This is a genomic window from Blautia sp. MSK.18.38, assembly GCF_024460535.1.
In the GTDB taxonomy this organism is placed as follows: domain Bacteria; phylum Bacillota; class Clostridia; order Lachnospirales; family Lachnospiraceae; genus Blautia_A; species Blautia_A fusiformis.
The window spans coordinates 1-24814 of the sequence record NZ_JANFYP010000018.1 but is presented as its reverse complement, the minus strand read 5'-3'; the positions used below and the strand labels follow the sequence as shown (position 1 = coordinate 24814).

The following is a 24814-nucleotide window of genomic DNA, read 5'->3' as shown; positions in this document are numbered from 1 at the left end:
CTATGAGAAATTTACGAATCCGGAGGTGATGCTCGTGGGGAAAAATGCATCGGGAATGTATGTCATAGATGAGGATTATAAGATTATCAGCTATAACCTGGCAGCACGTGAGATCTATCCGCAGCTGAAGAGGGGCGAGAAATGCTATCACTGTCTGAGAAACAGAGAAACTCCCTGTGAGATCTGTCCGGTCGTTAACGGGATCAAAGGTCCGAAGAATTATCTGGAACCGGGACGGAATATCCTGCGTTCGGTTGATGCTGTGGAGATTCCGCTGGAATCCGGCGGGACAGGACATGCCCTTGTTTTTTCGGATACAGAGACGAATGATGAGATCAGCAGCGGAATGATGGAGAATCCGATTCTTATGGGGATCATTAATGTTCTCGGAAAAAATTTTATCAATATCTACTCTGTTGACAGAGAGACTCATAAGGTCCAGGTATGCCGCTTCCAGGGGCAGAGTGGAGCTTATGGGGAGGAGGGACTTCGCAGGGATGAATCCTATGAGAAGATCATGGATATTTATATTGAGAGCAGTGTTGCGGCAGAGGACAGGATCCGGATGCATCAGATGATGGATTTTGAGAAGATATGCCAACGTCTTACAAGGATTCCCCAGTTGATGGTACATTATCGTGTACGCCGAAGCAACGGGAGGATTGAATATTTCTATGTGAAATGTGCCAGGGTAGGAACGGCTGAGGATTTTCAGACCGTGGTGTTTGCTTTTGCCAATGAGGATATGGATGTACGGTACAGTGAGATGGAGGCCATACTGGAACCAGGAGGAACAGCATCCGGAAGAAAACTTCTTATTGTAGTGAATGACGAGACGGATCGGAAAGCGCTTACAGAACATCTGGAGGGCAGTTTTGAGGTTATCTCTGCGATGAATGAAGCAGAGGGGATGAAGCGTCTGTCTGAGAATTACAAAACCCTTTCTGCAATTCTTCTTGATATGAGTGTGCCGGTATGTGATGAATTTCAGTTTCTGGAGCTGATCCGTGATGATGTGATGCTGACCTCTGTGCCTGTGATCATCATAACCGGAAGTAACCGGTTGGAGGATGAGGTGCGATGTCTGGAACTGGGAGCAGTGGATTTTGTACGGAAACCGTATAATGTCCGTATATTAAAAAGTAAGATCAACAATGTGATCAAGCTGAGAGAGTCCGTGATGGTACTCTCAGCTCTGGAATATGATGATCTTACAGGGCTTTATATCAGACAGGCCTTTTTCCATCATGCAAAGACGCTGATGCGCTTTAATACGAATCAGGATTTTCATGTGGTGGTGGCAGATATAAAGAACTTTAAATGGATCAACGGAACCTATGGAGAGAAGACCGGTGATCAGGTTCTTACCTATCTGGGAGATACGTATAGAAATCAGGTTCGCTACGGGACGGTGGGCAGATATGGAGGAGACCAGTTTGTAGCCATCATATATGGAAAGAAAGAGATCCGTATGACAGATATGGAGAAATTTATCCACAGGGTCGAGAGTGGAGCACCGATTCCTAATCTGGTGGTCAACTATGGGGTCTATGAGAATGTGGATAAGACACTGCCTTTTACCCTGATCTGTGACAGGGCTTTTCTGGCCATGAAGAGTATCCGGGATGACTATGAGCACCAGATCGCTTTTTATGATGATGAGATGAGAAAGAGGCATATCCGTAACGGACAGATGGAGAATGCTTTCGTGGAGGCTATACGCAATGAAGAATTCGTAGTCTACCTGCAGCCGAAATACAGTGTGGAGACAGAAGAAATCGTTGGGGCAGAGGCACTGGTGCGCTGGAAGAGAGCGGAAGGAACTATGGTTTCGCCGGGAGAATTTATCCCTCTTTTTGAGAAGGATGGTCTGATCGTACGCCTTGATGAATATGTTTTCCGAAAGGTATGCAGCATCCAGGGGGAACGTATAAGATCAGGGAAAAAGATACTTCCGATTTCGGTGAATCTGTCACGTGCCAGTATCCATTACGATAATATGATCTGTCGTTATGTGAAGATCGTGGAAGAAAATGGCATTCCGTTTTCTTCTGTTCCCATTGAATTGACAGAAACTGCTGCGTTGTATAATGATCGGATCAGTAAGCTCATAGAGAAGATGGTGGATGCAGGATTCGAGCTGCATATGGATGATTTTGGCTCCGGCTATTCATCTATGACAAGCCTGAACCAGCTGCCATTCGATACTCTGAAGCTGGATAAAAGTCTGATCGATTACATAGAGAATTTTCGTGGGCAGCAGGTGATCCGTCATACCATTTCGCTGGCACACAGCCTGGGAATGAAGGTTCTTGCCGAGGGCGTGGAGAAAGCAAAACAGGTGGAGATCCTGCGAAGCCTGAGCTGCGATGAGATCCAGGGCTTTTATTATGCACGGCCTTTGCCGTGGGAAAACTTTGAAACAAAGGTTATAAGAGCAAAAGAGGCGTGTAAAAAATGAGAGATCATTTTTACACGCCCTTTTTACAGCTAATGCTTCCGGACCTGTTTTTCAATAAGATAAAGTGCAAAATACAGCAGCATGGCAATGATGCAGAGGATCACAATGGACATCAGGACCCATGTAAGTCTGAATGTCTGGCTTCCGTAAATGATCAGGTATCCCAGACCTTTTCGGGCACCGATAAATTCTCCGATGATCACGCCTACCAGGCAAAGCCCGATGTTGACCTTCATCACACTCAGGATAAGAGGAACGGAGGAGGGCAGGACGATCTTCAGAAGCTTTTCCTTTTTGTGTCCCCCCAGAGTTTCGATCAGCTTCAGCTTTTCCGGATCTGCCTGGCAGAAACCGGAGTACAGATTGATAACGGAGCCGAAGATGGCTACAGACATGCCGGCGACTACAATGGTACGTTCGTTGGCACCAAGCCATACGATCAGAAGAGGGGCCAGAGCAGATTTCGGGAGACTGTTCAGTACCACCAGACATGGCTCCAGGATCCGTGCGATCCGTCGGGAGCACCAGAGAAGTACTGCGGTTCCTACACCCAGGATCACAACAAAAAAGAAACTGACAAGAGTTTCTGCCAGTGTCACGGCAATATGTGCAAACAGGGACTGATCCCTGCACATGGAAAGAAAGGTCTTTGCGATCAGGGAAGGACTGCTGAAGATAAAGGAATCGATCCATCCAAGATCAGAGGATATTTCCCAAAGTCCCATAAACAGAACAAAAAGAAGTGTCCGTGCAGCCAGGATAATGTGTTTTTCTTTTTTCTGCCGTGCAAGATATTGTTTCTGCTGTCTGGAAATTTCAGGCATTTTCATTGAGCTCCTTCCATATGATGTTAAAATATTTCTTAAAATCCGGAGCATTTCTGGAGGAGAGGGGAGTGCGGTCGCTGATATCCAGATCGATATCAATGATCTTTCGTACAGTGGCAGGACGTGCAGAAAGGATCAGTACCCGGTCGGCCATACTGATGGCTTCGGAGATGTCATGAGTGACCAGGATCGCAGGCTTGCCGGAGCTTTTGAGGATTTTTCCGATATCATCACTGACATTTAAGCGTGTCTGGTAATCCAGAGCGGAAAATGGTTCGTCCAGAAGAAGGAGCTCCGGTTCCAGCACCAGGGTCCGGATCAGAGCGGCACGTTGGCGCATACCGCCGGAAAGCTGGGAAGGGCGGGCATCACGGAAACGGTCCAGACCGTAGGTCTGAAGAAGGGCTTCTGCATGTGCCAGCTTTTCAGGTGTGAGCTCTTTCCGGATCTCCAGGCCGAGAAGGATGTTTTTGTAGATGCTCCGCCATTCCAGAAGATGATCCTTCTGGAGCATATATCCTACAGCGGCACTGCCGGAGGATACCGGACGGTTTCCCAGAGTAATGGAACCGTGTTCCGGAGTGAGCAGGCCGGCAATGAGATTCAGAAGAGTGGATTTTCCGCATCCGGAAGGTCCTACAATGGACAGGAATTCACCGGGCATCAGGTCAAAGGATATATGAGAAAGGGCGGGTGTCTCACCGGACAATGTGTGATAGGAGAGACACACGTCCCGCACTTTCAGGACAGGATTCATGGATGTTGCCTCCTTTTCGTAGATAATGGTATAATATTATCATATGTCTGAAACATGAGAAGGCCAATGGCAGAGATGCATACTTTGATGTCTGCCTGAAAACGGTCATAGAGAAAGGAATTACAAACATTGAACAAGAGAAACTACCAGAAAGAACTGGATAAACTGATTGAAAGAAACCAGAAAGAAGGGAAAACCCCCAGACTTTTTCTGCATGCCTGCTGTGCGCCATGCAGCAGCTATGTGATGGAATATCTGTCGCAGTATTTTGAAATCACGATATTTTTTTATAATCCCAATATCGCACCGGTGGAGGAATATTCACACCGCGTGGCTGAGATCCGCCGCCTGATCGGGGAGATGGAATTTGTCCATCCGGTAACTCTTATGGAGGGCCGGTATGACCCGAAGGAATTTTATGAGATGGCAAAAGGCCTGGAAGATGTTCCGGAAGGAGGAGAGAGGTGCTTTCGGTGTTACCGCCTGCGGATGGAAGAGGCGGCAAAGCTGGCGAAGGAGGGCGGATATGATTATTTCACCACAACCTTAAGTATCAGTCCGCTGAAAAATGCACAGAAGATCAATGAGATTGGCGAGGAGCTGGCAGAAATCTATAAAGTGCCACATCTGACTTCGGATTTTAAGAAAAAGAATGGCTACAAGCGTTCTATTGAACTGTCTCATGAGCATGCTCTGTACCGGCAGAATTACTGCGGCTGTGTATTTTCAAAGAAAGAAGCCATGGACAGAGAACGGCTGGTTACTGAGAACCGAGTGAACAGTAACAACGGCTGAAGACAGCAAACGTATAATTATGAAAAACTTTGCATTTTTATAAAAATATGTTACACTAACACAGAAAAGTGCAGACGTCCGGGAGACGGAGCTCGTGTATGTCCGGAGAAGACAGTTCTGCCGCAAAAAAGAAAAGTGAGGAAGAATCAATATGGCACAGTTATGGGGAGGCCGTTTTACAAAAGAAACGGACAAGCTGGTTTACAATTTTAACGCATCCATTTCCTTTGATCAAAAATTTTACAGACAGGATATCCGTGGAAGCAAGGCACATGTTGCCATGCTTGCAAAACAGGGAATCCTGACAGAGGAAGAAAAGGAGCAGATCACAGAAGGACTGGACGGTATCCTTGCAGACGTGGAAGCAGGCAAGCTGGAGATCACAGCGGAGTATGAGGATATCCACAGCTTCGTGGAGGCAAACCTGATCGACCGTATCGGAGATGCCGGAAAGAAGCTTCACACAGGAAGAAGCCGTAATGACCAGGTAGCTCTGGATATGAAGCTTTATGTCCGCGACGAGATCGATGAGACAGATAAGGAGCTGAAGGACCTTCTTCTTGCCCTGCAGAAGATCATGGAAGAGAATGTTCACACCTACATGCCGGGATTTACCCACCTTCAGAAGGCACAGCCGGTAACTCTGGCACACCATGTAGGCGCATATTTTGAGATGTTCCGCAGAGACCGTGACAGACTTTTTGATATCCGTAAGAGAATGAATACCTGTCCGCTTGGAGCGGGAGCACTGGCAGGAACCACTTATCCGCTGGATCGTGCCTATACTGCAGAGCTTCTCGGCTTTGATGCACCAACCAGAAACAGTATGGATTCCGTATCTGACAGAGATTATGTCATCGAGCTTCTCAGTGCATTTTCTACGATCATGATGCATCTGAGCCGTTTTTCAGAGGAGATCATTCTGTGGAATTCCAATGAGTACCGTTTCGTTGAGATCGATGACGCATACAGCACAGGCAGCAGTATCATGCCGCAGAAGAAGAATCCGGATATCGCAGAGCTTGTCCGTGGAAAAACAGGCCGTGTTTACGGAGCGCTGACATCTATTCTCACAACCATGAAGGGAATCCCGCTTGCATACAACAAAGATATGCAGGAAGACAAGGAGCTGACCTTTGATGCCATCGACACCGTAAAGGGCTGTATCGCCCTGTTTACCGGCATGGTTTCCACTATGCAGTTCAACAAAGCCAACATGGAGGCAAGTGCAAAGAGAGGCTTTACAAACGCCACAGATGCAGCAGACTATCTGGTTAACCACGGTGTACCGTTCCGTGATGCTCACGGCATCGTCGGAAGACTGGTCCTTCTCTGTCTGGATAAGGGAATCTCTCTGGATGAGCTTCCGCTTTCCGAGTACAAAGAGATCAGTCCTGTGTTTGAGAAGGACATCTATGAAGCCATCAGTATGAAGACCTGCGTGGAAAAACGTGTGACTCTGGGAGCGCCGGGACCGGACGTGATGGAGCAGGTGATCGCTCAGAATAAAGAATATCTTGAAAAAAATTAAGATAATGCTTGCATTTTAGGAAAAATTGGTATAGTATTTACAGAAAAGACAAATGTGTGCCATGGAGGGACACAAGATGAGGAGAGTTTTATTATGAGTGAAAAGCTTAAAGTCGGTATTTTAGGTGCAACTGGAATGGTTGGTCAGAGATTCATTTCTCTTCTGGAGAATCACCCGTGGTTTGAGGTGGTTACTGTAGCGGCAAGCCCGAGAAGCGCAGGCAAGACCTACGAGGAGGCTGTAGGCGGCAGATGGAAAATGGATACTCCGATGCCGGAGGCAGTAAAGAAGCTGGTTGTTATGGATATCCACGAGGTTGAGAAGGTTGCAGCTACTGTTGACTTTGTATTTTCCGCAGTTGATATGACTAAGGATGAGATCAAGGCGATCGAGGAAGAATATGCAAAGACAGAGACACCGGTTGTGTCCAACAACAGCGCACACCGCTGGACACCGGACGTTCCGATGGTAGTTCCGGAAATCAATCCGGAGCACTTCGAGGTTATCGAATTCCAGAAGAAACGTCTCGGAACAAAACGCGGCTTTGTAGCTGTTAAACCGAACTGCTCTATCCAGAGCTACGCTCCGGTACTTACCGCATGGAAAGAGTTCGAGCCGTATGAAGTAGTTGCCACTACATACCAGGCTATTTCCGGAGCAGGAAAAACCTTCAAGGACTGGCCGGAGATGGAGCACAACATCATTCCGTACATCGGTGGTGAGGAAGAGAAGAGTGAGAAGGAGCCATTAAGACTCTGGGGCAAGATCGAGGACGGCGTGATCGTTCCGGCTACCACACCTGTCATCACATGCCAGTGTGTACGTGTTCCGGTCCTCAACGGACATACAGCAGCTGTATTCGTTAAATTCCGCAAGAAACCTACCAAAGAGCAGCTGATCCAGAAGCTGGTTGAGTTTAAGGGACTTCCGCAGGAGCTTGAGCTTCCAAGCGCTCCGAAGCAGTTCATCCAGTATCTTGAGGAGGACAACCGTCCGCAGGTACAGATGGATGTAAACTATGAGAATGGAATGGGAGTATCTGTAGGACGTCTTCGTGAGGATACTGTTTATGATTACAAGTTCATCGGACTTTCCCATAACACAGTAAGAGGTGCCGCAGGCGGAGCAGTTCTCTGTGCAGAAACTCTGAAAGCGAAAGGATATATCCAGGCTAAATAAGAACTGGATCCTTTACAGGAAATAAAGAAAATCATCAGAAACGGGATATCGGTTTTTCCGGTGTCCTGTTTTTGCGTATGTGGAAGGAACAAAGGAGATATGCGCAGAAAAGTAATTACTACAGTTGTGACATTTCCCACAACCACGGCTGCCATGAAAATGGAAAGAACGGCCAAGGAATCCGAATTTCCGGGAAGGCTGATCCCGATCCCTTCAGAGATCAGTGCCCAGTGCGGACTGGCATGGAAATGCGTGGAGCAATCAGAGGAGGAAACAGAAAAATTCCTGAAAAAAAAGGAACTGGCCTGGGATGGCATCTATCGTGTTCTGGTATAAAACGGATATTGTTTGTTGTATGTAACAAAACGGAAATTTTTGAAAATTTTCGCATTTTTATTGTTAAATAATTGGTAAAGTGTTACAATATAACAAGCAGATTTCCGGAAAGCGTGTTGCTGTGAACAAAGAAGCAGCAACAAAGTGCCACGCTTGCTAAAAATATGTGGAGGTGCTATTTATGAACAGGGAGGATGTAGAGAAACTGTCAACCGCTGCGAAGGGTAAGATAAACTTACTGAACAGCAATTTCGGAAAATTCTTTATGCGGGCGATCATGGCCGGATTTTTTATTGATGTGGCGATGATCTACAGTAACGTTGTTGGAAATGTATTTTCCAAGACATTCCCGGAATGGGGGAAATTCCTTGGAGCCATCGTGTTCTCTATTGCGGTCCTGCTGATCGCAATGGTAGGAGGAGAGCTGTTTACCGGTAACAATCTGGTAATGGCTTTTGGTGCGTATGACAAGAGCGTATCATGGAAAGACGTAGGCAAGGTCTGGGGAATCAGTTACATCGGCAATTTTGTGGGATGCCTGATCCTGGCGCTGATCTTTGCAGGTGCCGGAGCGTCCGGTACAGCAGATTATTTTGCAGGATTTATAAACGGAAAACTGAGTATTCCGGCAGGACAGATGTTTTTCCGTGCGGTACTTTGTAATTTCTTCGTCTGTCTTGCTGTTCTCTGCGGCATTAAGCTGAAGAGTGAGTCGGGCAAGTTCCTGATGATCGTGATCTGTATTTCAGGTTTCGTTGTCAGCGGATTTGAGCATTGTATTGCAAATATGGGTATTTTTACAGTTGCATTCTGTATGGTGCCAGGATTGTCTGTCGGCGCTATGCTTAAAAGCATGGTGATCGTAACACTGGGAAATATAGTTGGCGGAGCTGTGCTTCTGGCATGGCCGCTTAGAAAGATGAGTGCAGATAAATAGTATGGCAAAGGCTTTATACATAGCGGAGAAGCCCAGCGTGGCACAGGAATTTGCGAAGGCTTTGAAGATCAACGGTCAGAGAAAAGACGGATATCTGGAATCTGATGATTCTGTGGTAACCTGGTGTGTAGGACACCTGGTTACCATGAGCTATCCCGAAAAATATGATATCAAGTTTAAAAGGTGGAGTTTTGATACCCTGCCTTTTTTGCCGCGCGAATTTAAATATGAAGTGATCCCCGGGGTCAAAAAGCAGTTCGAGATCGTAAAAGGACTGCTGAACCGGCCGGATGTGGATACCATTTATGTGTGTACCGACTCCGGACGTGAGGGTGAATATATCTACCGTCTGGTAGCCCAGATGGCAGGAGTAAGGGGAAAAGTCCAGAAACGTGTGTGGATCGATTCCCAGACAGAGGAAGAAATCTTAAGAGGGATCCGTGAAGCGAAGGATATCTCGGAGTATGATAATCTGGCAGCATCTGCGTATCTCCGCGCAAAGGAAGATTATCTTATGGGAATCAATTTTTCCAGAGTTCTGACCTTGCGCTACGGAAGCAGTGTCACCAATTATCTCCATTCCAAATATCAGGCCATTGCAGTTGGGCGTGTGATGACCTGTGTTCTTGGCATGGTGGTGCGGAGAGAACGGGAGATCCGTGTCTTTGTGAAGACACCCTTCTACCGTGTCCTTGGCAGCATTGGACTTGCAGGCGAAAATTTTGACGGTGAATGGAGGGCTGTGGAAGGCAGCCGGTATTTCCAGTCCCCGTATCTTTATAAAGAAAACGGCTTCAGGAAAAAAGAGCATGCACAGATGCTGATCGATCAGCTGATGGTGAATCAGCCCCTTTCCTGTATTGTGGAAAAGGTGGAACGAAAAAAAGAAAACAAAAATCCGCCGCTTCTTTTTAACCTGGCGGAGCTTCAGAATGTGTGCTCAAAGCTGTTTAAGATCAGTCCGGACGAGACACTCCGGATCGTACAGGAGCTTTATGAGAAGAAGCTGGTGACTTATCCGAGAACGGATGCCAGAGTTCTTTCCACGGCAGTGGCCAAGGAGATATACAAGAATATATCCGGTCTTCGAAATTATCAGCAGGCCGGTGCTGCGGCGGCAGAGGTTTTGGGGATGGAATCCTGGAAAAGCATTGCAAAGACCAGATATGTGAATGACAAGCAGATCACAGACCATTACGCGATCATTCCTACCGGTCAGGGATTGAATGCGCTTGGAAGCGTGTCTCTTACTGCACAGCGTGTGTACGAGACCATTGTACGGAGATTTTTGTGTATTTTTTATCCGCCGGCCGTTTATCAGAAGGTGAGTCTTGTGACGAAGCTGGACGGCGAGGCATTCTTTTCATCCTTTAAGGTTCTCAAAGAAGAAGGCTATCTGAAGATCGCCACGAATTCTTTTTCGCGGAAAAGGGCTTCAGACAGTGAGAAAAACAGAAATGGAGAGGAAGACGAGGTTTCCTGTGATACTGTGCTCCTGGAGGCGTTGCAGAAGCTGAAAAAGGGTGATATACTTCCTGTGAACGGTTTGAGTGTCAAGGAGGGTGAGACTTCACCGCCCAAACGATACAATTCCGGTTCCATGATTCTTGCCATGGAAAATGCAGGACAGCTGATCGAGGATGAGGAGCTTCGAGCCCAGATCAAAGGAAGCGGGATCGGCACCAGTGCTACCCGTGCCGAGATCCTGAAGAAGCTTTTTAACATCAAATATCTGGCACTGAACAAAAAGACCCAGGTGATCACTCCAACGCTTCTTGGGGAAATGATCTTTGATGTGGTAAATTGTTCTATCCGGCAGCTTCTGAACCCGGAGCTTACGGCAAGCTGGGAAAAGGGGCTCACCTATGTGGCAGAGGGCAGCATCACGGAACAGGAATATATGGACAAGCTGGAGCATTTTGTGCGGGTACGTACCCGGCAGGTGGAGGCAAGCAATTATCAGTATAACCTGCGGCAGTTTTTTGATGTGGCCGCTGTAAACTACAGGAAGCCGGAGCGAGCTTCCAGACAGGGAGGAAAGAAATCATCATGATGAAAGATTTTACTATCAGCAATATGCTGGATCTGAATGAGACCATTGCAGCAGAGCTTTTTGAGGGGAAAACCTATCCGTGGGAGGTTCTTCCGGAGATCGGAGATTTCATTATCAAGCTGGGAAAAACACTGGATCCTTCTGAATATGAGGAGAAGGGCGAAAATGTATGGATCGCAAGATCCGCTACAGTTGCGCCGACTGCAAGTATCACCGGACCGGCTATCATTGGCAGAGACGCCGAGGTGCGCCACTGTGCATTTATCCGCGGCAAGGCTATCGTTGGTGAGGGCGCAGTTGTGGGAAATTCCACAGAGCTTAAGAATGCAGTGCTGTTTAACAAGGTTCAGGTTCCTCATTATAATTATGTTGGAGATGCTGTGCTGGGATATAAGTCCCACATGGGTGCCGGATCGATCTGTTCCAACGTAAAATCAGACAAGAAGCTGGTTGTCGTAAAAGACGGGGATGAAAAGATCGAAACCGGTCTTAAGAAATTCGGAGCGATGCTCGGAGATCATGTTGAAGTCGGATGTGGTTCTGTGCTGAATCCAGGTACTGTGATCGGACGGAATTCTAATATTTACCCGCTGTCACCGGTACGTGGATGTGTTCCTGCAGATTCCATTTATAAAAATGCAAAAGAAATCGTAAAGAAAAAATAAGAAACAGATTCTTCTGGACACGCATTTAGGCTGCACTTTTGAGAGAGTGCAGCTTTTTTTTGATGGGGTGATGGATGCAACAGTATTGGTCGTGGAAGGATGAACCGACTGGGAGCGGGCGTGATTAAGATAAAAACAAAAGCTGTCGAAGTATGACCAGTTCTATAATATGGACTGGGTAAAACCAGTAAAAGAAATATTTTGCTGATTTTCCGCGGATGAAGCCTCTTTTTCCATTGTACAGGTTAATGGACAGAAAGGCAAAGGAGGCTCTCCATTCATAGTAAAGCCAGCAGCTTCCGAGGATTGCCTGGCCTGGTTTATCGTTTCGCATATAGTATATGATCAGCAGGAAGATATACCCCCGCCATCCATAGTCTGCTTTCAGAAAAATGGAAACAACAAGCAGTCCCAGGATGCAGAGAAGCTGCATCGAAGGTCTGGTCTGGAAATATTCGATGGCACAAAAGGCCAGATATCCGAGGAAAAGCGTAAAAAACACATTTTGTCTTTCGTAACGCAGCGTATTTGTAAACATCAGATTCCACGGAATTTCTGAGAGCAGCGCAAAAAGAAGGAGATTTCTTCCATAGAGGAACCGGCTCCGTGTATGCCGGAAGCCTTCCAGCAGGAGAAAACAGAAGATGGGAAAAGCAGCTCTTCCGATATCGCGGAAAATAAGATATACAGTATATTCTCTGCCGAAAAGTGTAAACAGGATTTTCTGTGCAGGCTGATACATACTGAGCAGCACAGCTCCGATATGATCGATCAGCATGGTGATGACCGCGATCATCTTCAGAGCGCTTCCGCTGAGAATGCGGTATTTTTCTGGAAAAACAGAATCCACAGATGCATTCATGAAAAATATACCTCCAAGGTTAAACTTGCTAATATATTATCACATACATACAGTAGTTGCCAGAAATATTTGACAGTTAGGCATGCAATACTGCCGGAATAACTACCAATATTATGCGTTTTATGGCAAAATTTTATCAAATATGACTGGACGAAACAAAGGTTTTGTGAGAAAATAGCCGTAGGGTGTTATCGAACTTTTTTTCTCAATAACATCGGTCAATCTATACTTGAAAGGAGTTTTAAAATGATTTATTCACGCGAAGTAGAAGAAATGTGTCCAGTGGCACAGGGCGTACATCATGGTGCCGCTCCGATCCCGGAAGAAGCAAAATGGGTTCAGGCAAAAGAAGTAAAGGATATCTCCGGATTTACACACGGTGTTGGCTGGTGTGCTCCGCAGCAGGGTGCTTGCAAGCTTTCCCTTAACGTTAAAGAGGGAATCATCCAGGAGGCACTTGTTGAGACAATCGGATGTTCAGGAATGACTCATTCTGCAGCTATGGCTTCTGAGATCCTTCCAGGACTTACCGTTATGGAGGCGCTGAACACAGACCTTGTATGTGATGCAATCAATACAGCTATGAGAGAGCTTTTCCTTCAGATCGTTTACGGACGTTCCCAGTCTGCATTCTCCGAGGACGGACTTGCAGTAGGCGCTGGTCTTGAGGACCTTGGAAAAGGACTTCGTTCTCAGGTTGGTACAATGTATGGAACTCTGAAAAAAGGACCTCGTTACCTTGAGATGGCTGAGGGTTATGTTACAGGTATCGCTCTTGATGAGAACGATGAGATCATCGGATATCAGTTCGTAAGCCTTGGAAAAATGACTGACTTCATTAAGAAAGGTGATGACCCGAACACAGCATGGGAGAAAGCAAAAGGTCAGTACGGCCGTGTTGCAGATGCTGTTAAGATCATCGACCCAAGAAAAGAGTAATTACACTTCGTAAGGTGAAAATATCAGGAGGTTACAGGAAATGGCTTTATTTGAATCATATGAGAGACGAATTGACAAGATCAATTCTGTTTTAAACAGCTATGGAATCGCTTCTATCGAAGAAGCTGAGAAAATCACTAAAGACGCAGGACTGAACGTTTACGATCAGATCAAAGGCATTCAGCCGATCTGCTTCGAGAACGCTTGCTGGGCTTACACAGTAGGTGCAGCTATCGCGATCAAAAAAGGCTGCAGAAGAGCCGCTGATGCAGCAGCAGCTATCGGAGAAGGCCTTCAGGCTTTCTGTATCCCGGGATCCGTTGCAGACACACGTAAAGTAGGTCTTGGACATGGAAACCTTGGAAAGATGCTCCTTGAGGAAGAGACAGACTGCTTCTGCTTCCTTGCAGGACATGAGTCTTTCGCAGCAGCTGAGGGTGCGATCGGTATCGCAGAGAAAGCAAACAAGGTTCGTAAAAAACCTCTTCGTGTTATCCTGAACGGTCTTGGAAAAGACGCTGCTCAGATCATCTCCCGTATCAACGGCTTTACATATGTAGAGACAGAGTATGATCCATATAAGAACGAGGTTAAGGAAGTATTCCGTAAATCCTATTCAGAGGGACTTCGTGCAAAGGTTAACTGCTACGGCGCTAACAGCGTTCCGGAAGGTGTTGCGATCATGTGGAAAGAGGGCGTTGACGTTTCCATCACAGGAAACTCCACGAACCCGACTCGTTTCCAGCATCCGGTAGCAGGAACATACAAAAAAGAGTGCAACGAGAAAGGCAAAAAATACTTCTCCGTTGCTTCCGGCGGTGGTACAGGACGTACACTTCATCCGGACAACATGGCAGCAGGTCCTGCTTCCTACGGTATGACTGATACACTTGGACGTATGCATTCTGACGCTCAGTTCGCAGGATCTTCTTCCGTACCGGCTCACGTAGAGATGATGGGTCTTATCGGCGCTGGAAACAACCCGATGGTTGGTATGACAGTTGCTGTAGCTGTTTCCGTACAGGAAGCTGCTGACGCTGGCAAGTTCTGATTTCAGATAACGAAAAATAGTGGGAAAGGCTGTAAACCTTAGGGTTTATGGCCTTTTTCTTTTTGAATCGGAATAGAACAAAATATTTTCAAAAAGTGCGAAAAAACAGTAATAGCGAACACGTAGCTAACATTTTTGGGGAATTTATGAAATATTTTTTGGAGAAATTCATAAAATAAATCAAAGCGGCAGGGGAGATACTGAGAATATTTATGGAAGCGCTTGAGGATTATATTAAACCGGAATTGCTGATCACAGCGATCGCTTTGTATTTTATGGGGATCGCACTGAAGGAGGCTCAGGCTGTGAAGGACAAATATATTCCGCTGATATTGGGGTGTGCAGGAATCCTTATATGCGGAATTTATGTTTTTGCTACCTGTTCCTGTAAAAATGCACAGGATATTGCAATGGCAGTATTTACATCCACGACACAGGGAGTCCTGGTGGCGGGGCTTTCTACATATGTGAACCAGCTGATCAAACAGCTGGAAAAAGATGAATAATGGATTTTGTAAGGTAGTTTCAGATACTTGCAGCAGCTGCAGGAATTTATGCGCCAGAAGAAAGCCGTTCAGAACAGGATGCAGGTAATTTGCGGAAATGTCATAATTGAGAGTAGGAGAAAATATATCATAAAAAGGAAGGATACATCATGCATGAGCAGATGTATCCTTCCTTTTTGAATTGGTTATTTATGCATTTTTCAGTGCCTGATCCAGATCTTTGATAATATCATCCACATTTTCGATACCAATGGAAAGACGGATCATTCCGGGAGAAACTCCTGCTTCAACCAGCTGCTCGTCGTTCATCTGACGGTGAGTATGGCTGGCTGGGTGAAGGACCATAGTGATGGAAGCAGCAACATGAGTTGCGATGGTGGCAAGCTTCAGACTGTCCATAAAACGGACTGCTGCATCACGGCCACCGGTCAGTTCAAAGGAGATAACGCCGCAGGTACGGCCATCCTTCATATATTTCTGAGCCAGTGCGTGATATTTATCCTCCAGAAGTCCTGCGTAATTTACATGAGAAACCTTTTTGTGTGCGTTTAGGTATTCTGCGATCTTCTGGGCATTGGAGCAATGGCGTTCAACACGCAGTGGAAGCGTTTCCAGGCCGAGGTTCAGAAGGAAGCAGTTCATCGGAGACGGAATAGAGCCCAGATCACGCATCAGCTGGGAAGTAGCCTTAGTGATGTAAGCTTTTTTTCCGAACTGCTTTGTATAGATAACGCCGTGATAGGATTCATCCGGCTCTGTCAGGCCGTGATATTTATGGCCATAGGCATCCCAGTCGAAGTTACCGCTGTCGACAATGGCGCCACCTACCTGAACGGCATGCCCGTCCATATATTTGGTGGTGGAGTGGGTAACGATATCTGCACCCCACTCGAAGGGACGGCAGTTTACCGGTGTGGCAAAGGTATTATCCACAATAAGAGGCACGCCGTTCTGGTGTGCAACGTGTGCAAATTTCTCGATGTCCAGGACGACCAGAGCTGGATTGGCGATGGTTTCTGCAAAGAGAACCTTTGTGTTCGGTTTAAATGCGGCAGCAATCTCTTCTTCTGTTGCATCGGTATCAACAAAGGTGCAGTCAATGCCAAGCTTCTTGAAGGTGACGGCAAGAAGGTTGAAGGTTCCTCCGTAAATGGTAGAAGCGGCAACAACGTGATCGCCTGCCTCACAGATATTAAATACTGCGTAGAAGTTGGCTGCCTGTCCGGAAGAAGTCAGGATCGCAGCAACACCGCCCTCCAGATCTGCAATCTTTGCAGCTACGGCATCGTTGGTCGGGTTCTGGAGACGGGTGTAAAAATATCCGTCTGCCTTCAGATCAAATAACTGGCCCATTTCGTCAGTGGTGTCATATTTGTAAGTAGTGCTCTGATAGACAGGAAGTGCACAGGGCTCGCCCTTGGATGGGGTATAGCCGGAGTGGATACATTTAGTTTCTAAATTATAGTCGCTCATAGGGATAAGTCCTTTCTGCTGTGTTTTTCGTATGAATTTAACCGAATCAGGGAAGCCTGCCTGCGTTTCAGGGATTTCTGAGAGAATCTTTGATCCTTGCAGTTCGGCTAAATAAAGTATGAAAAATGCATTTGTGTATTTTAAATAAAACTACATATAAGTATAACTCTTTATGTGTTGAAATACAATAATATTCTACATAAACTCTACTAGGGTATAAGGGAAATGAAATATTGCGTTCTGGTGCACATAATAAAACGCTATATGATCAACGTTTGTAATAAGCATAGTAAGTCATTTTATAGATGCGAAAATGTGAGTGAATGCCGAAAAAATACTGTAAAACAAACAAAATATGTGAATGAAGTAACAAATAGTGAAAATCGCATAAAAATAAAATGGAAATTTTGTACAAAAAAGACATTGCGTTCACGTGCACAAAATGATAATATAACATCATCAAAAAGAACACAAAAACAGAAAACAATAAAAAATGAACGGAGGAATTTAAAATGTTAAGAGTAGGAGTTATCGGATGCGGCGGAATGGGAAGAGATCATATCAGAAGACTGACAGAGAAGATCCAGGGAGCAGAAGTAGTAGCTGTTTCCGATGTATTTGAGGAAAGTGCCAGGAAAGCAGCCGAGATCTGCGGAGCAAAAGTCTATGCAGACAGTAAGGAGCTCATCAATGCAGAGAACGTAGATGCAGTGTTTATCGTATCTCCGGGCTTCGCACATGTAGATTCTCTTCTTCAGGCGATCGAGGCCGGCAAGAGGATTTTCTGTGAGAAACCATTATGTACAACTGCTGAGGACTGCCTGAAAGTAGTAAAGGCAGAGGAGGCAGCCGGCAAACATCTCATCCAGCTTGGATTTATGAGACGCTATGACAAGGGATATCAGCAGATCAAGGAAGCACTTGCAACCGGAGAATACGGCGAGCCGCTGATCCTTCACTGTACACACAGAAATCCGGAGGTAGGTACCAATTACAACACACCAATGGCTGTGCACGATACCGCAATCCATGAGATCGATGTTCTTCACTGGCTGGTAGATGATGAGTATGAATCAGCACAGGTAGTAATGCCAAGAGTGACGAAATATTCCCACTCTGAGCTGAAGGATCCGCAGATCATGATGCTCCGTACTAAAAAAGGTGTATGCATTGATGTAGAAGTATTTGTAAACTGCAAGTTTGGATATGACATCAACTGTGAAGTTGTATGTGAGGACGGTGCACTGAAAATGGCACAGCCGGCTTATCCGTCTATCCGCAAGAATGCGGCAGTGTCCACTGCTATTGACACAGACTGCTTCGTAAGATTTAAAGACGCTTATGATAAAGAGGTTCAGGACTGGGTTGATAACGCAGAGGCAGGAGTGATCACAGGACCGAATGCATGGGATGGATACCTGGCAGCGATCACAGCAGATGCTCTTGTAAAAGCGCAGGAAACCGGACAGATCGAGAAAATCGTTTCAGCAGTTGAGAAGCCGGAATTTTATAAATAAATATATTTTACGAGCTCCACCTCATCAAGTGTGAGTTATCATACCAACTTATTGCTACAGACTTCCCCAATGAGTCTGCGGCGGCAGTTACCGGCAGGATCCGATTCCGCTTCGGCTTTGTTGAAACTGCAGTGGAAAACCTGCCGGTGAGATTAACCGGAAAAATTGGCTGAAAAGTAAAAACATATGGAGGGTATTGAAGATGAAATTAGGATTTAATGAAGCAACTGCACTGGAATGTAAAGGACAGTCTCTTATGGCAGACCTGGAGATGTGCGAGAAATATGGTTTTGATTATATTGAGATCCGCTTTGACTGCGTAAAGGACTATCTCAAAGAGCATACACTGGAAGAACTTGCAGACTGGTTTGAGAATCATCATCTGAAACCATGGGCATACAACACTCTGATCTTCTTTAACCAGAGAGATGAGGCAGGGGAAAAAGAAATCGACGAAGAAGTTGATTTTATCCTGAAGGTTTCCAAAGCAATCGGAATGAAAATGCTGATCACCGTTCCAAGCTTTGATGTAAAAGACAAATCTGTCAGTGAGATCAAAGAAGAAGCAGTTGCACGTCTTCGTTATCTTTCCGATAAGGTTGGCGCGGATATGAAGATCTCCTTGGAGTTCTGTGGTGCACCGAACTGCTCCATCAACCAGTTTGGAACAGCCTATGATGTGGTAAAAGCAGTAGACAGAGATAATGTAGGCGTTACCGTGGATACCTTCCATTTCCATGAGATGTGCTCCCGCCTTGAGGACCTGAGAGCTGCTGATGGCAAGAAGATTTTTGCATACCATTTAAATGACTGTGAGGATCTTCCGCTTGGCTCCTGCGGAGACGACAAGAGACTGTGGCCGGGTGAGGGTGTTGTAGATCATGCAGGAATCGCAGCTGCACTGAAGGAGATCGGCTTTGATGGCGTTTGCACCATCGAAGAGTTCCGTCCGGAATACTATGCAATGAGCCATGAGGACAACGTGAAAAAGGCTGCGGAAGTTACCAGAGACTTTGTGCAGAAATATTTCGGATAATTCATTCAGAAAGGTCCGACCTTAAACCGATAGGAGGTAGATACTATGGCTGGTAAGGGAATCCCTGAATTGTTGAATTACAAGCAGAAGGGGAAAGACTTGAATGAATTCATCAAGGTTCCGTTGTCGGAAAAGCTGGCATACTGTTTTGGTGATCCGGCACTGACCTTGATGTATACCATGACTACAACTCTGCTGATCTATTTTTACACCAACGTTGTTGGAATATCAGCAGGTGCGGTAGGAATGATCATGCTTTTGTCCCGTGTTTTTGATGGATTTTCCGATGTGCTGATGGGAACTATTATCGACCGGACTCATTCCAAGTATGGAAAAGCCAGGATCTGGATCTTAAGACTTGCGGTTCCTTATGCGCTGGCAGCGGTGCTTTTGTTCACCATGCCGCCAATGGGAAATATGGGAAAAATCATCTATGCTTTTGTTACCTATAATATCATGAATACGGTTGTATACACTGCTATCAGCCAGCCATTCCATGCACTGGGATCTCTGATGAGCCGTGACCGTCGTGAACGTGATGTGATCTGTAACATCCGCATGGTATTGTCGATCACAGCAAGTATGATCATTACTGCGTTCACACTGCCGCTGATCAATATCGTAGCGAATATTACCGGCAATCAGCAGATGGCCTGGATCCTAGTAACTGCCGGCTATGCGATCATTTCTGTCGGTGTACTTGTGAATACTTATATGGTCTGTACAGAGCGTGTTTCTGCAGCAAAACAGGAAAAGGAAGATATTCCTTTTGTGGAAGCATTTAAAGCAACCGTTACCAACCGGTATTTCCTTATCGCTCTGGGGCTGATGATCTTTTATACCGCATATCAGATCATTATCGGAACGGACCTTACCTATTACTGCCAGTATGTACTCGGAAATGTAGACCTCGTCATGCCTCTTTCCGCAGCTGAGAAACTGGCAACTGTGGCAGGAATTGCCCTTTTGCCGAAGGTGCTTCCCCGCTATGGAAAAAGAAATCTCATCTGTGTCGGCTGCATCCTGGGCGTTGCAGGACAGCTTCTGTTCCTGATGAATATTACCAGTGTTTCGCTTGGTGTTGTAACCTGTATCATGAGAGGTATCGGAATCGCCCCATTCTATGGTGTGCAGTATTCTCTTCCAAGCGATGCTATTGAGTATGGCCAGTGGAAAACAGGCAAGCGTGTGGAGGGTCTGATGTTCTCATCTATGAGCATGGGTCAGAAAGCCGGTTCCGGACTGACTTCTGCTATTATGGGAGGAATTCTTTCGGCGGCATACTTTGACGGAACAAAGGCGACAGCGGCAGAGCAGTCTGCAGAGGCAATCCGCGTGATCAAGGGATTTTATCTGTATGTTCCGATAGCAATCTGGGTAGTGATGTTTGTGATCGCAGCATGCTACCAGCTGGACAAAGTTTATGACAAAATGATGCGTGAACTGATCCAGAGAGAATCGGGAGAGGAAAGCGTCTCTGTGCCGGGCGAGATCCAGTCCATGCCGTTACCGGAAGCTTCCGGAAACCGGATCAACGTGGCAATTGGAAGACTGTATGGCAGCAGTGGAAGAAAGATTGCCGAGGGTGTTGCAAAAGCACTGGACTGCAAGGTTTATGATCGCCAGATCATCTGTCTTATGGCAGAAAAGTTCGGTATGGAAAAAGCAGATCTGGAAAGTGTAAGGCAGTATCTGGATTCCTACAATTATGAGGATTCTGAGCTTACATTTTCCCCGTATGGACATTCATCGGCAGGTGCGGCAGCAGATTATACAGGTGTTCAGATGTTTGAGGTGCAGAGCCGGATCATCCGTGAGCTTTCTGAGAGAAGACCAGGTGTATTCCTGGGAAGATGTGCCAACTATGTGCTTCGTGGAGAGCCGCATACATACAGCTTTTTCGTTTATGCAGATGATGCTTACCGGGAAAAAGAGGGCCAGGAATATTATAAAGGCCAGTCTCTTGGAGAACTGAAGAAACGTGATCAGATCCGAAATGAATACTATGAGAAGTTTACCGGAATCCGCAGAGACGATCCCCATTATTACGATATGGTGATCAATGTATCCAAAACAGGTGTAGCCGGAGCGGCCAGCCTGATTCTGGATTATATCCGGAATAAAGAAGAGGAAAAAGGAGGGAATGCATCATGAAGATCGCATTTGACGTAGATGTTCTTGCGAAACAGATGGATATCAACCGTATGGTCCATCAGGTGGCGGACTGGGGATATAAATATATTGAACAGTCTCCGCATCCGAGAATCAATCCGTTCTATAAGCATCCGTTGTTTTCAAAAGAATGTGAACAGGAATACAGACAGGCTCTTAAAGAGACTGGCGTTGAGATTTCGTCCTTTATCGTGGTGTATCGCTGGTCTGGTCCGACGGAGGAACAGAGACAGTTTGCAGTTGCAAACTGGAAACGGATGATCCAGATCGCCGGAGATATGGGAGTGAAGGTTATCAATACAGAGCTTTCGGGTGATCCGAACCAGCAGGAGATCTGCAATGGAATGTGGTTTAGATCCATGGAGGAATTGCTTCCGCTGATCGAGCGTGAGGGTATCCGTGTGGAGATCCAGTCTCATCCTTATGATTTCTGTGAGCTGAATAATGAGACCTGTGATATGGTGAAATCCTTCCGTTCTCCAAACCTTGGTTATGTGTATTCTTCTCCTCACGGCTTCTTCTACGATGAGGGCAAAGGAGATGTGCGGTCCATGCTGAAATATGCGGGAGATGAACTGACCCATGTACTTTTTGCGGATACCTTTAACCAGACCATGGACTGCAGATACATTTTAAATCCGCCGTGGCTGAATGGCCGTGGAAAAGCGGATGTGACGGTGCATCAGCATCTTGCAATGGGTGAGGGTGATGTGGATTTTGATGGTATTTTTGAAACATTGAGAGAAATGGATTTTGCCAGCAAGCAGCTGAAACCGGATGCACCGAAAGCCGGCGGCGATAACATTGCCTGCGTTTCCATGTTTGGTTTTCCGGAAAAGATGGATAAGCAGGCACCGGAAGCAAGAGAGCGGATTGAGAGAGAACTGCTGGGGAAATGATCGGGTGATCGCGGCAGATCAGAAAGAAAACTGTAATAAATGAGCAGCTGACAGTACGCAGAACGGTGAATAAGACTGATAAAATAATGAATGTGTGCAGAAACACGGTTTCCAGGATGAAAGTTTCATTGTGGAAACCGTGTTTTTTGATGTCTTTCTTTATAAAAAAACTTTACATATATCAAACAACTGTCTTGTCACATGTAAAGGACTGTGGTATTATGTGTAAGATGTTTTGAAAAAAGTTACATGATAATAAAAAAGCAGATCAGAAGCATCTGCATAATAAAGACTAGTACAGCGAAAATTAAGTTTCTGCTATATTGACGCAGCAGATGAAAAATCAGACAAGTCAATATGGCGGTTACTTAATATTCGCTGTACTAGAAAGCAAAAGCAGGAACTCAAAAAAGAAATCCTGCAGGAAAGGTGAAAGATAATGACAGTTGCAGAAGAAATCCAGAAATTAAAAAAAGAAAAAGATGCCATCATCCTTGCACACTACTACGTGCGTCCTGAAGTGCAGGATGTTGCTGACTATATAGGAGATTCCTTTTATCTCAGCAAGATCGCAGCCAGCGCGAAAGAGAAGACGATCGTGTTCTGTGGAGTAGGATTTATGGGAGAGAGCGCCAAGATCTTAAGTCCGGATAAAATTGTTCTGATGCCTGCCATGGATGCAGACTGTCCGATGGCTCATATGGCAACAGAAGAAGGCATCCGCAAGGTGCGAGAGGAATATGACGATGTGGCAGTTGTCTGTTACATTAATTCCACAGCAGCATTGAAGGAGCTTTCTGATGTATGTGTTACTTCCGCAAATGCAGTAAAGATCGTAAAAGCGCTTCCGAACAAAAACATCTTTTTTATCCCGGACAGAAATCTTGCACATTTTATTGCAGAACAGATTCCTGAGAAGAACTTTATTTATAACGAAGGTTTCTGTATTGTCCATGAATTTATGGATCCGGAAGAAGTAAAAGCAGCAAAAGAAGCGCACCCGGATGCACTGGTTCTGGCACATCCGGAATGTCCTCAGACAGTTCTGAAACAGGCTGATTACATCGGAAGCACATCCGGAATCATTAAATATGCACAGGAAAGTGACAATAAAGAGTTTATCATCTGCACAGAATGTGGCGTTCAGTACAAGCTGGAAACTACCTGCCCGGATAAAAAATTCTACTTCACAGAAACCGTACCGGTTTGCAAAAACATGAAAAAAGTATTTCTGGAAAAAGTTCTCCACGTTTTGAAAACCGGGGAGAATGAGGTTAATGTAACAGACGAGACACGTGAAAACGCGAAGAGACCGCTGGAGCGGATGCTGGAACTGGCAAAATAAATAAAACACATTTGTATAAAAGATTTGTCTGAGTTGGCTGAAAAGAGAAATCAAGACAGAGAGGCGAAAAGCAATGAGAATTAAAACAGACGTAGTGATCGTGGGAACAGGTGTTGCAGGTATGTTCAGTGCCTTGAAGCTTCCGCGGGACAAAAAAATCGTGATCATCACAAAAGAGGATATGAGGAGCAGTGATTCTTTCCTGGCCCAGGGCGGGATCTGTGTGCTTCGTGATGAAAACGATTACGACAGCTATTTTGAAGACACCATGAAGGCAGGACATTACGAAAACAGAAAAGAGTCGGTAGACATTATGATCCGAGGCTCCAGAGACATCATTAATGACCTTGTCGGATATGGCGTGGATTTCAAGATGGATGGAGATGATTTTGCCTATACAAGAGAAGGTGCACATTCCAGACCGAGGATCCTTTATCATGAGGATATCACAGGAAAAGAAATTTCCGAAAAACTGCTCCAGCAGGTCCTGAAGCTTGAAAATGTAACAATTCTGGAATATACTACCATGCAGGATATTCTTGTGGAAAACGGCAAATGTACAGGCCTGAAGGCAGTTTCCGCAGAAGCGAACAGGGCATGTCTTGAAGCTATGGAAGCCGAAGAAGCGGTGAAAACCCAGGAAGAGATCCAGCCGGGCGGAGAAATCCCAGTAGAGATTTATGCACAGGATACGATCCTGGCCAGCGGCGGGATCGGAGGAAGATATGCGCATTCCACCAACTATCCGCATCTTACAGGGGATGCTCTTGATATTGCAAAAAAACACAATGTGCGTCTGGAACATCTGGATTATGTGCAGATCCATCCGACAACGCTGTATTCCAAGAGACCGGGCCGCAGATTCCTGATCTCAGAATCGGTTCGAGGAGAAGGTGCAGTACTTTATAACAGCAAAAAAGAGCGTTTTGTCAATGAACTTCTTCCAAGAGATGTAGTAACAAATGCGATCCGGGAAGAAATGAAAAAAGAAGGAACAGACCATGTATGGCTTTCCATGGAAAATATTGATAAAGATACGATCCTGAATCATTTTCCGAATATTTATCAGAGGTGTCTGGAAGAAGGCTATGATGTGACAAAAGAATGCATCCCTGTTGTTCCTGCTCAGCATTATTTCATGGGCGGTATCTGGGTGGATTCTGACAGCAAGACCAGCATGGACCAGCTTTATGCAGTGGGAGAAACCAGCTGCAACGGTGTACATGGCGCGAACAGACTGGCAAGTAATTCCCTGCTGGAGAGCCTTGTATTTGCAAAACGTGCAGCCAAAGCAATCTCAGCAGAAAAGAAAAGTGCTGCAGGTGCGGCATAAATGCAGTCGGAATATAAATATCCGTATTATGAAAGACAGGAGCAGCCTTGCTTTGGAGAACAGGGCTGATGTGATAATTAAGAAACTATAAATGAGCAAATTTGAAAAATTGCACAAAACTACACTGCGAATTTCATAAA

General features: G+C 45.7%; 21 protein-coding genes. 17 read left to right on the top strand and 4 right to left on the bottom strand.

Annotation, left to right across the window (positions count from 1 at the left end; translation table 11 throughout):
• The first annotated feature begins 34 nt into the window (after nt 1-34).
• Nucleotides 35-2461 (top strand): putative bifunctional diguanylate cyclase/phosphodiesterase, encoded by a 2427-nt coding sequence (locus NE638_RS11850; RefSeq protein ID WP_022426269.1) that lies wholly within the window; start codon nt 35-37, stop codon nt 2459-2461.
• A 29-nt stretch (nt 2462-2490) separates the two neighbouring features.
• On the opposite strand, the gene NE638_RS11845 is transcribed toward NE638_RS11850, so the two are convergent.
• Both NE638_RS11845 and NE638_RS11840 read right to left on the bottom strand, forming a co-directional pair.
• On the bottom strand, nt 2491-3285 hold the full coding sequence (locus tag NE638_RS11845; RefSeq protein WP_022426268.1) for an ABC transporter permease: 795 nt from the start codon (nt 3283-3285) through the stop codon (nt 2491-2493).
• On the bottom strand, nt 3278-4045 hold the full coding sequence (locus NE638_RS11840; protein ID WP_044961273.1) for an ABC transporter ATP-binding protein: 768 nt from the start codon (nt 4043-4045) through the stop codon (nt 3278-3280). The genes NE638_RS11845 and NE638_RS11840 overlap by 8 nt, the downstream gene beginning before the upstream one ends.
• A 129-nt stretch (nt 4046-4174) precedes the next feature.
• Here NE638_RS11840 and NE638_RS11835 point away from each other — a divergent pair, with 129 nt between their 5' ends.
• From NE638_RS11835 to NE638_RS11805, 7 genes are all read left to right on the top strand, one after another.
• Complete coding sequence (locus tag NE638_RS11835) at nt 4175-4840, top strand: epoxyqueuosine reductase QueH (RefSeq protein ID WP_092069260.1); 666 nt, start codon at nt 4175-4177, stop codon at nt 4838-4840.
• Nucleotides 4841-4991: 151 nt separating this feature from the next.
• Nucleotides 4992-6371, top strand: a complete 1380-nt coding sequence (argH, locus tag NE638_RS11830; protein WP_173746256.1) for an argininosuccinate lyase — start codon at nt 4992-4994, stop codon at nt 6369-6371.
• A 93-nt stretch (nt 6372-6464) separates the two neighbouring features.
• Nucleotides 6465-7550, top strand: coding sequence for an aspartate-semialdehyde dehydrogenase (gene asd / locus NE638_RS11825; protein ID WP_015525720.1), 1086 nt, complete (start codon nt 6465-6467; stop codon nt 7548-7550).
• A 99-nt stretch (nt 7551-7649) separates the two neighbouring features.
• Nucleotides 7650-7886: a DUF3343 domain-containing protein gene (locus NE638_RS11820; protein WP_173746254.1), complete on the top strand. Its 237-nt coding sequence runs from the start codon at nt 7650-7652 to the stop codon at nt 7884-7886.
• Between the two features lie 181 nt (nt 7887-8067).
• Complete coding sequence (locus tag NE638_RS11815) at nt 8068-8823, top strand: formate/nitrite transporter family protein (RefSeq protein ID WP_173746252.1); 756 nt, start codon at nt 8068-8070, stop codon at nt 8821-8823.
• A gap of 1 nt (nt 8824) precedes the next feature.
• Entirely contained in the window at nt 8825-10876 is a 2052-nt protein-coding gene (locus NE638_RS11810) for a DNA topoisomerase (protein WP_173746250.1), read from the top strand.
• A complete protein-coding gene (locus NE638_RS11805; protein ID WP_021651109.1) occupies nt 10873-11541 on the top strand; it encodes a transferase in 669 nt (222 codons plus the stop codon). The genes NE638_RS11810 and NE638_RS11805 overlap by 4 nt, the downstream gene beginning before the upstream one ends.
• 124 nt (nt 11542-11665) lie before the next feature.
• Here the strand turns inward: NE638_RS11805 and NE638_RS11800 are convergent, their stop codons facing one another.
• Complete coding sequence (locus NE638_RS11800) at nt 11666-12403, bottom strand: TraX family protein (RefSeq protein ID WP_173746248.1); 738 nt, start codon at nt 12401-12403, stop codon at nt 11666-11668.
• A 246-nt stretch (nt 12404-12649) separates the two neighbouring features.
• Here NE638_RS11800 and NE638_RS11795 point away from each other — a divergent pair, with 246 nt between their 5' ends.
• From NE638_RS11795 to NE638_RS11785, 3 genes are all read left to right on the top strand, one after another.
• Entirely contained in the window at nt 12650-13342 is a 693-nt protein-coding gene (locus NE638_RS11795; RefSeq protein ID WP_015525726.1) for an iron-sulfur cluster assembly scaffold protein, read from the top strand.
• 40 nt (nt 13343-13382) lie between these two features.
• Nucleotides 13383-14393, top strand: a complete 1011-nt coding sequence (locus tag NE638_RS11790; RefSeq protein ID WP_015525727.1) for a GGGtGRT protein — start codon at nt 13383-13385, stop codon at nt 14391-14393.
• A gap of 212 nt (nt 14394-14605) precedes the next feature.
• The gene (locus tag NE638_RS11785) at nt 14606-14899 is read left to right on the top strand and encodes a phage holin family protein (protein WP_118752457.1); all 294 of its coding nucleotides are present in this window, start codon (nt 14606-14608) and stop codon (nt 14897-14899) included.
• Nucleotides 14900-15088: 189 nt separating this feature from the next.
• Here the strand turns inward: NE638_RS11785 and NE638_RS11780 are convergent, their stop codons facing one another.
• Nucleotides 15089-16372 (bottom strand): O-acetylhomoserine aminocarboxypropyltransferase/cysteine synthase family protein, encoded by a 1284-nt coding sequence (locus NE638_RS11780; RefSeq protein ID WP_173746239.1) that lies wholly within the window; start codon nt 16370-16372, stop codon nt 15089-15091.
• 512 nt (nt 16373-16884) lie between these two features.
• Here NE638_RS11780 and NE638_RS11775 point away from each other — a divergent pair.
• From NE638_RS11775 to NE638_RS11750, 6 genes are all read left to right on the top strand, one after another.
• Nucleotides 16885-17889, top strand: coding sequence for a Gfo/Idh/MocA family protein (locus NE638_RS11775; protein WP_173741460.1), 1005 nt, complete (start codon nt 16885-16887; stop codon nt 17887-17889).
• Nucleotides 17890-18091: 202 nt separating this feature from the next.
• Nucleotides 18092-18925, top strand: coding sequence for a sugar phosphate isomerase/epimerase family protein (locus tag NE638_RS11770; RefSeq protein ID WP_173746238.1), 834 nt, complete (start codon nt 18092-18094; stop codon nt 18923-18925).
• Between the two features lie 45 nt (nt 18926-18970).
• Nucleotides 18971-21079: a cytidylate kinase family protein gene (locus NE638_RS11765; protein ID WP_015525732.1), complete on the top strand. Its 2109-nt coding sequence runs from the start codon at nt 18971-18973 to the stop codon at nt 21077-21079.
• Nucleotides 21076-21996, top strand: coding sequence for a sugar phosphate isomerase/epimerase family protein (locus tag NE638_RS11760; protein ID WP_015525733.1), 921 nt, complete (start codon nt 21076-21078; stop codon nt 21994-21996). The genes NE638_RS11765 and NE638_RS11760 overlap by 4 nt, the downstream gene beginning before the upstream one ends.
• A gap of 439 nt (nt 21997-22435) precedes the next feature.
• Complete coding sequence (gene nadA, locus NE638_RS11755; protein ID WP_173746237.1) at nt 22436-23341, top strand: quinolinate synthase NadA; 906 nt, start codon at nt 22436-22438, stop codon at nt 23339-23341.
• Nucleotides 23342-23414: 73 nt separating this feature from the next.
• Nucleotides 23415-24674 (top strand): FAD-binding protein, encoded by a 1260-nt coding sequence (locus NE638_RS11750; RefSeq protein WP_161209438.1) that lies wholly within the window; start codon nt 23415-23417, stop codon nt 24672-24674.
• Nucleotides 24675-24814: the final 140 nt, after the last annotated feature.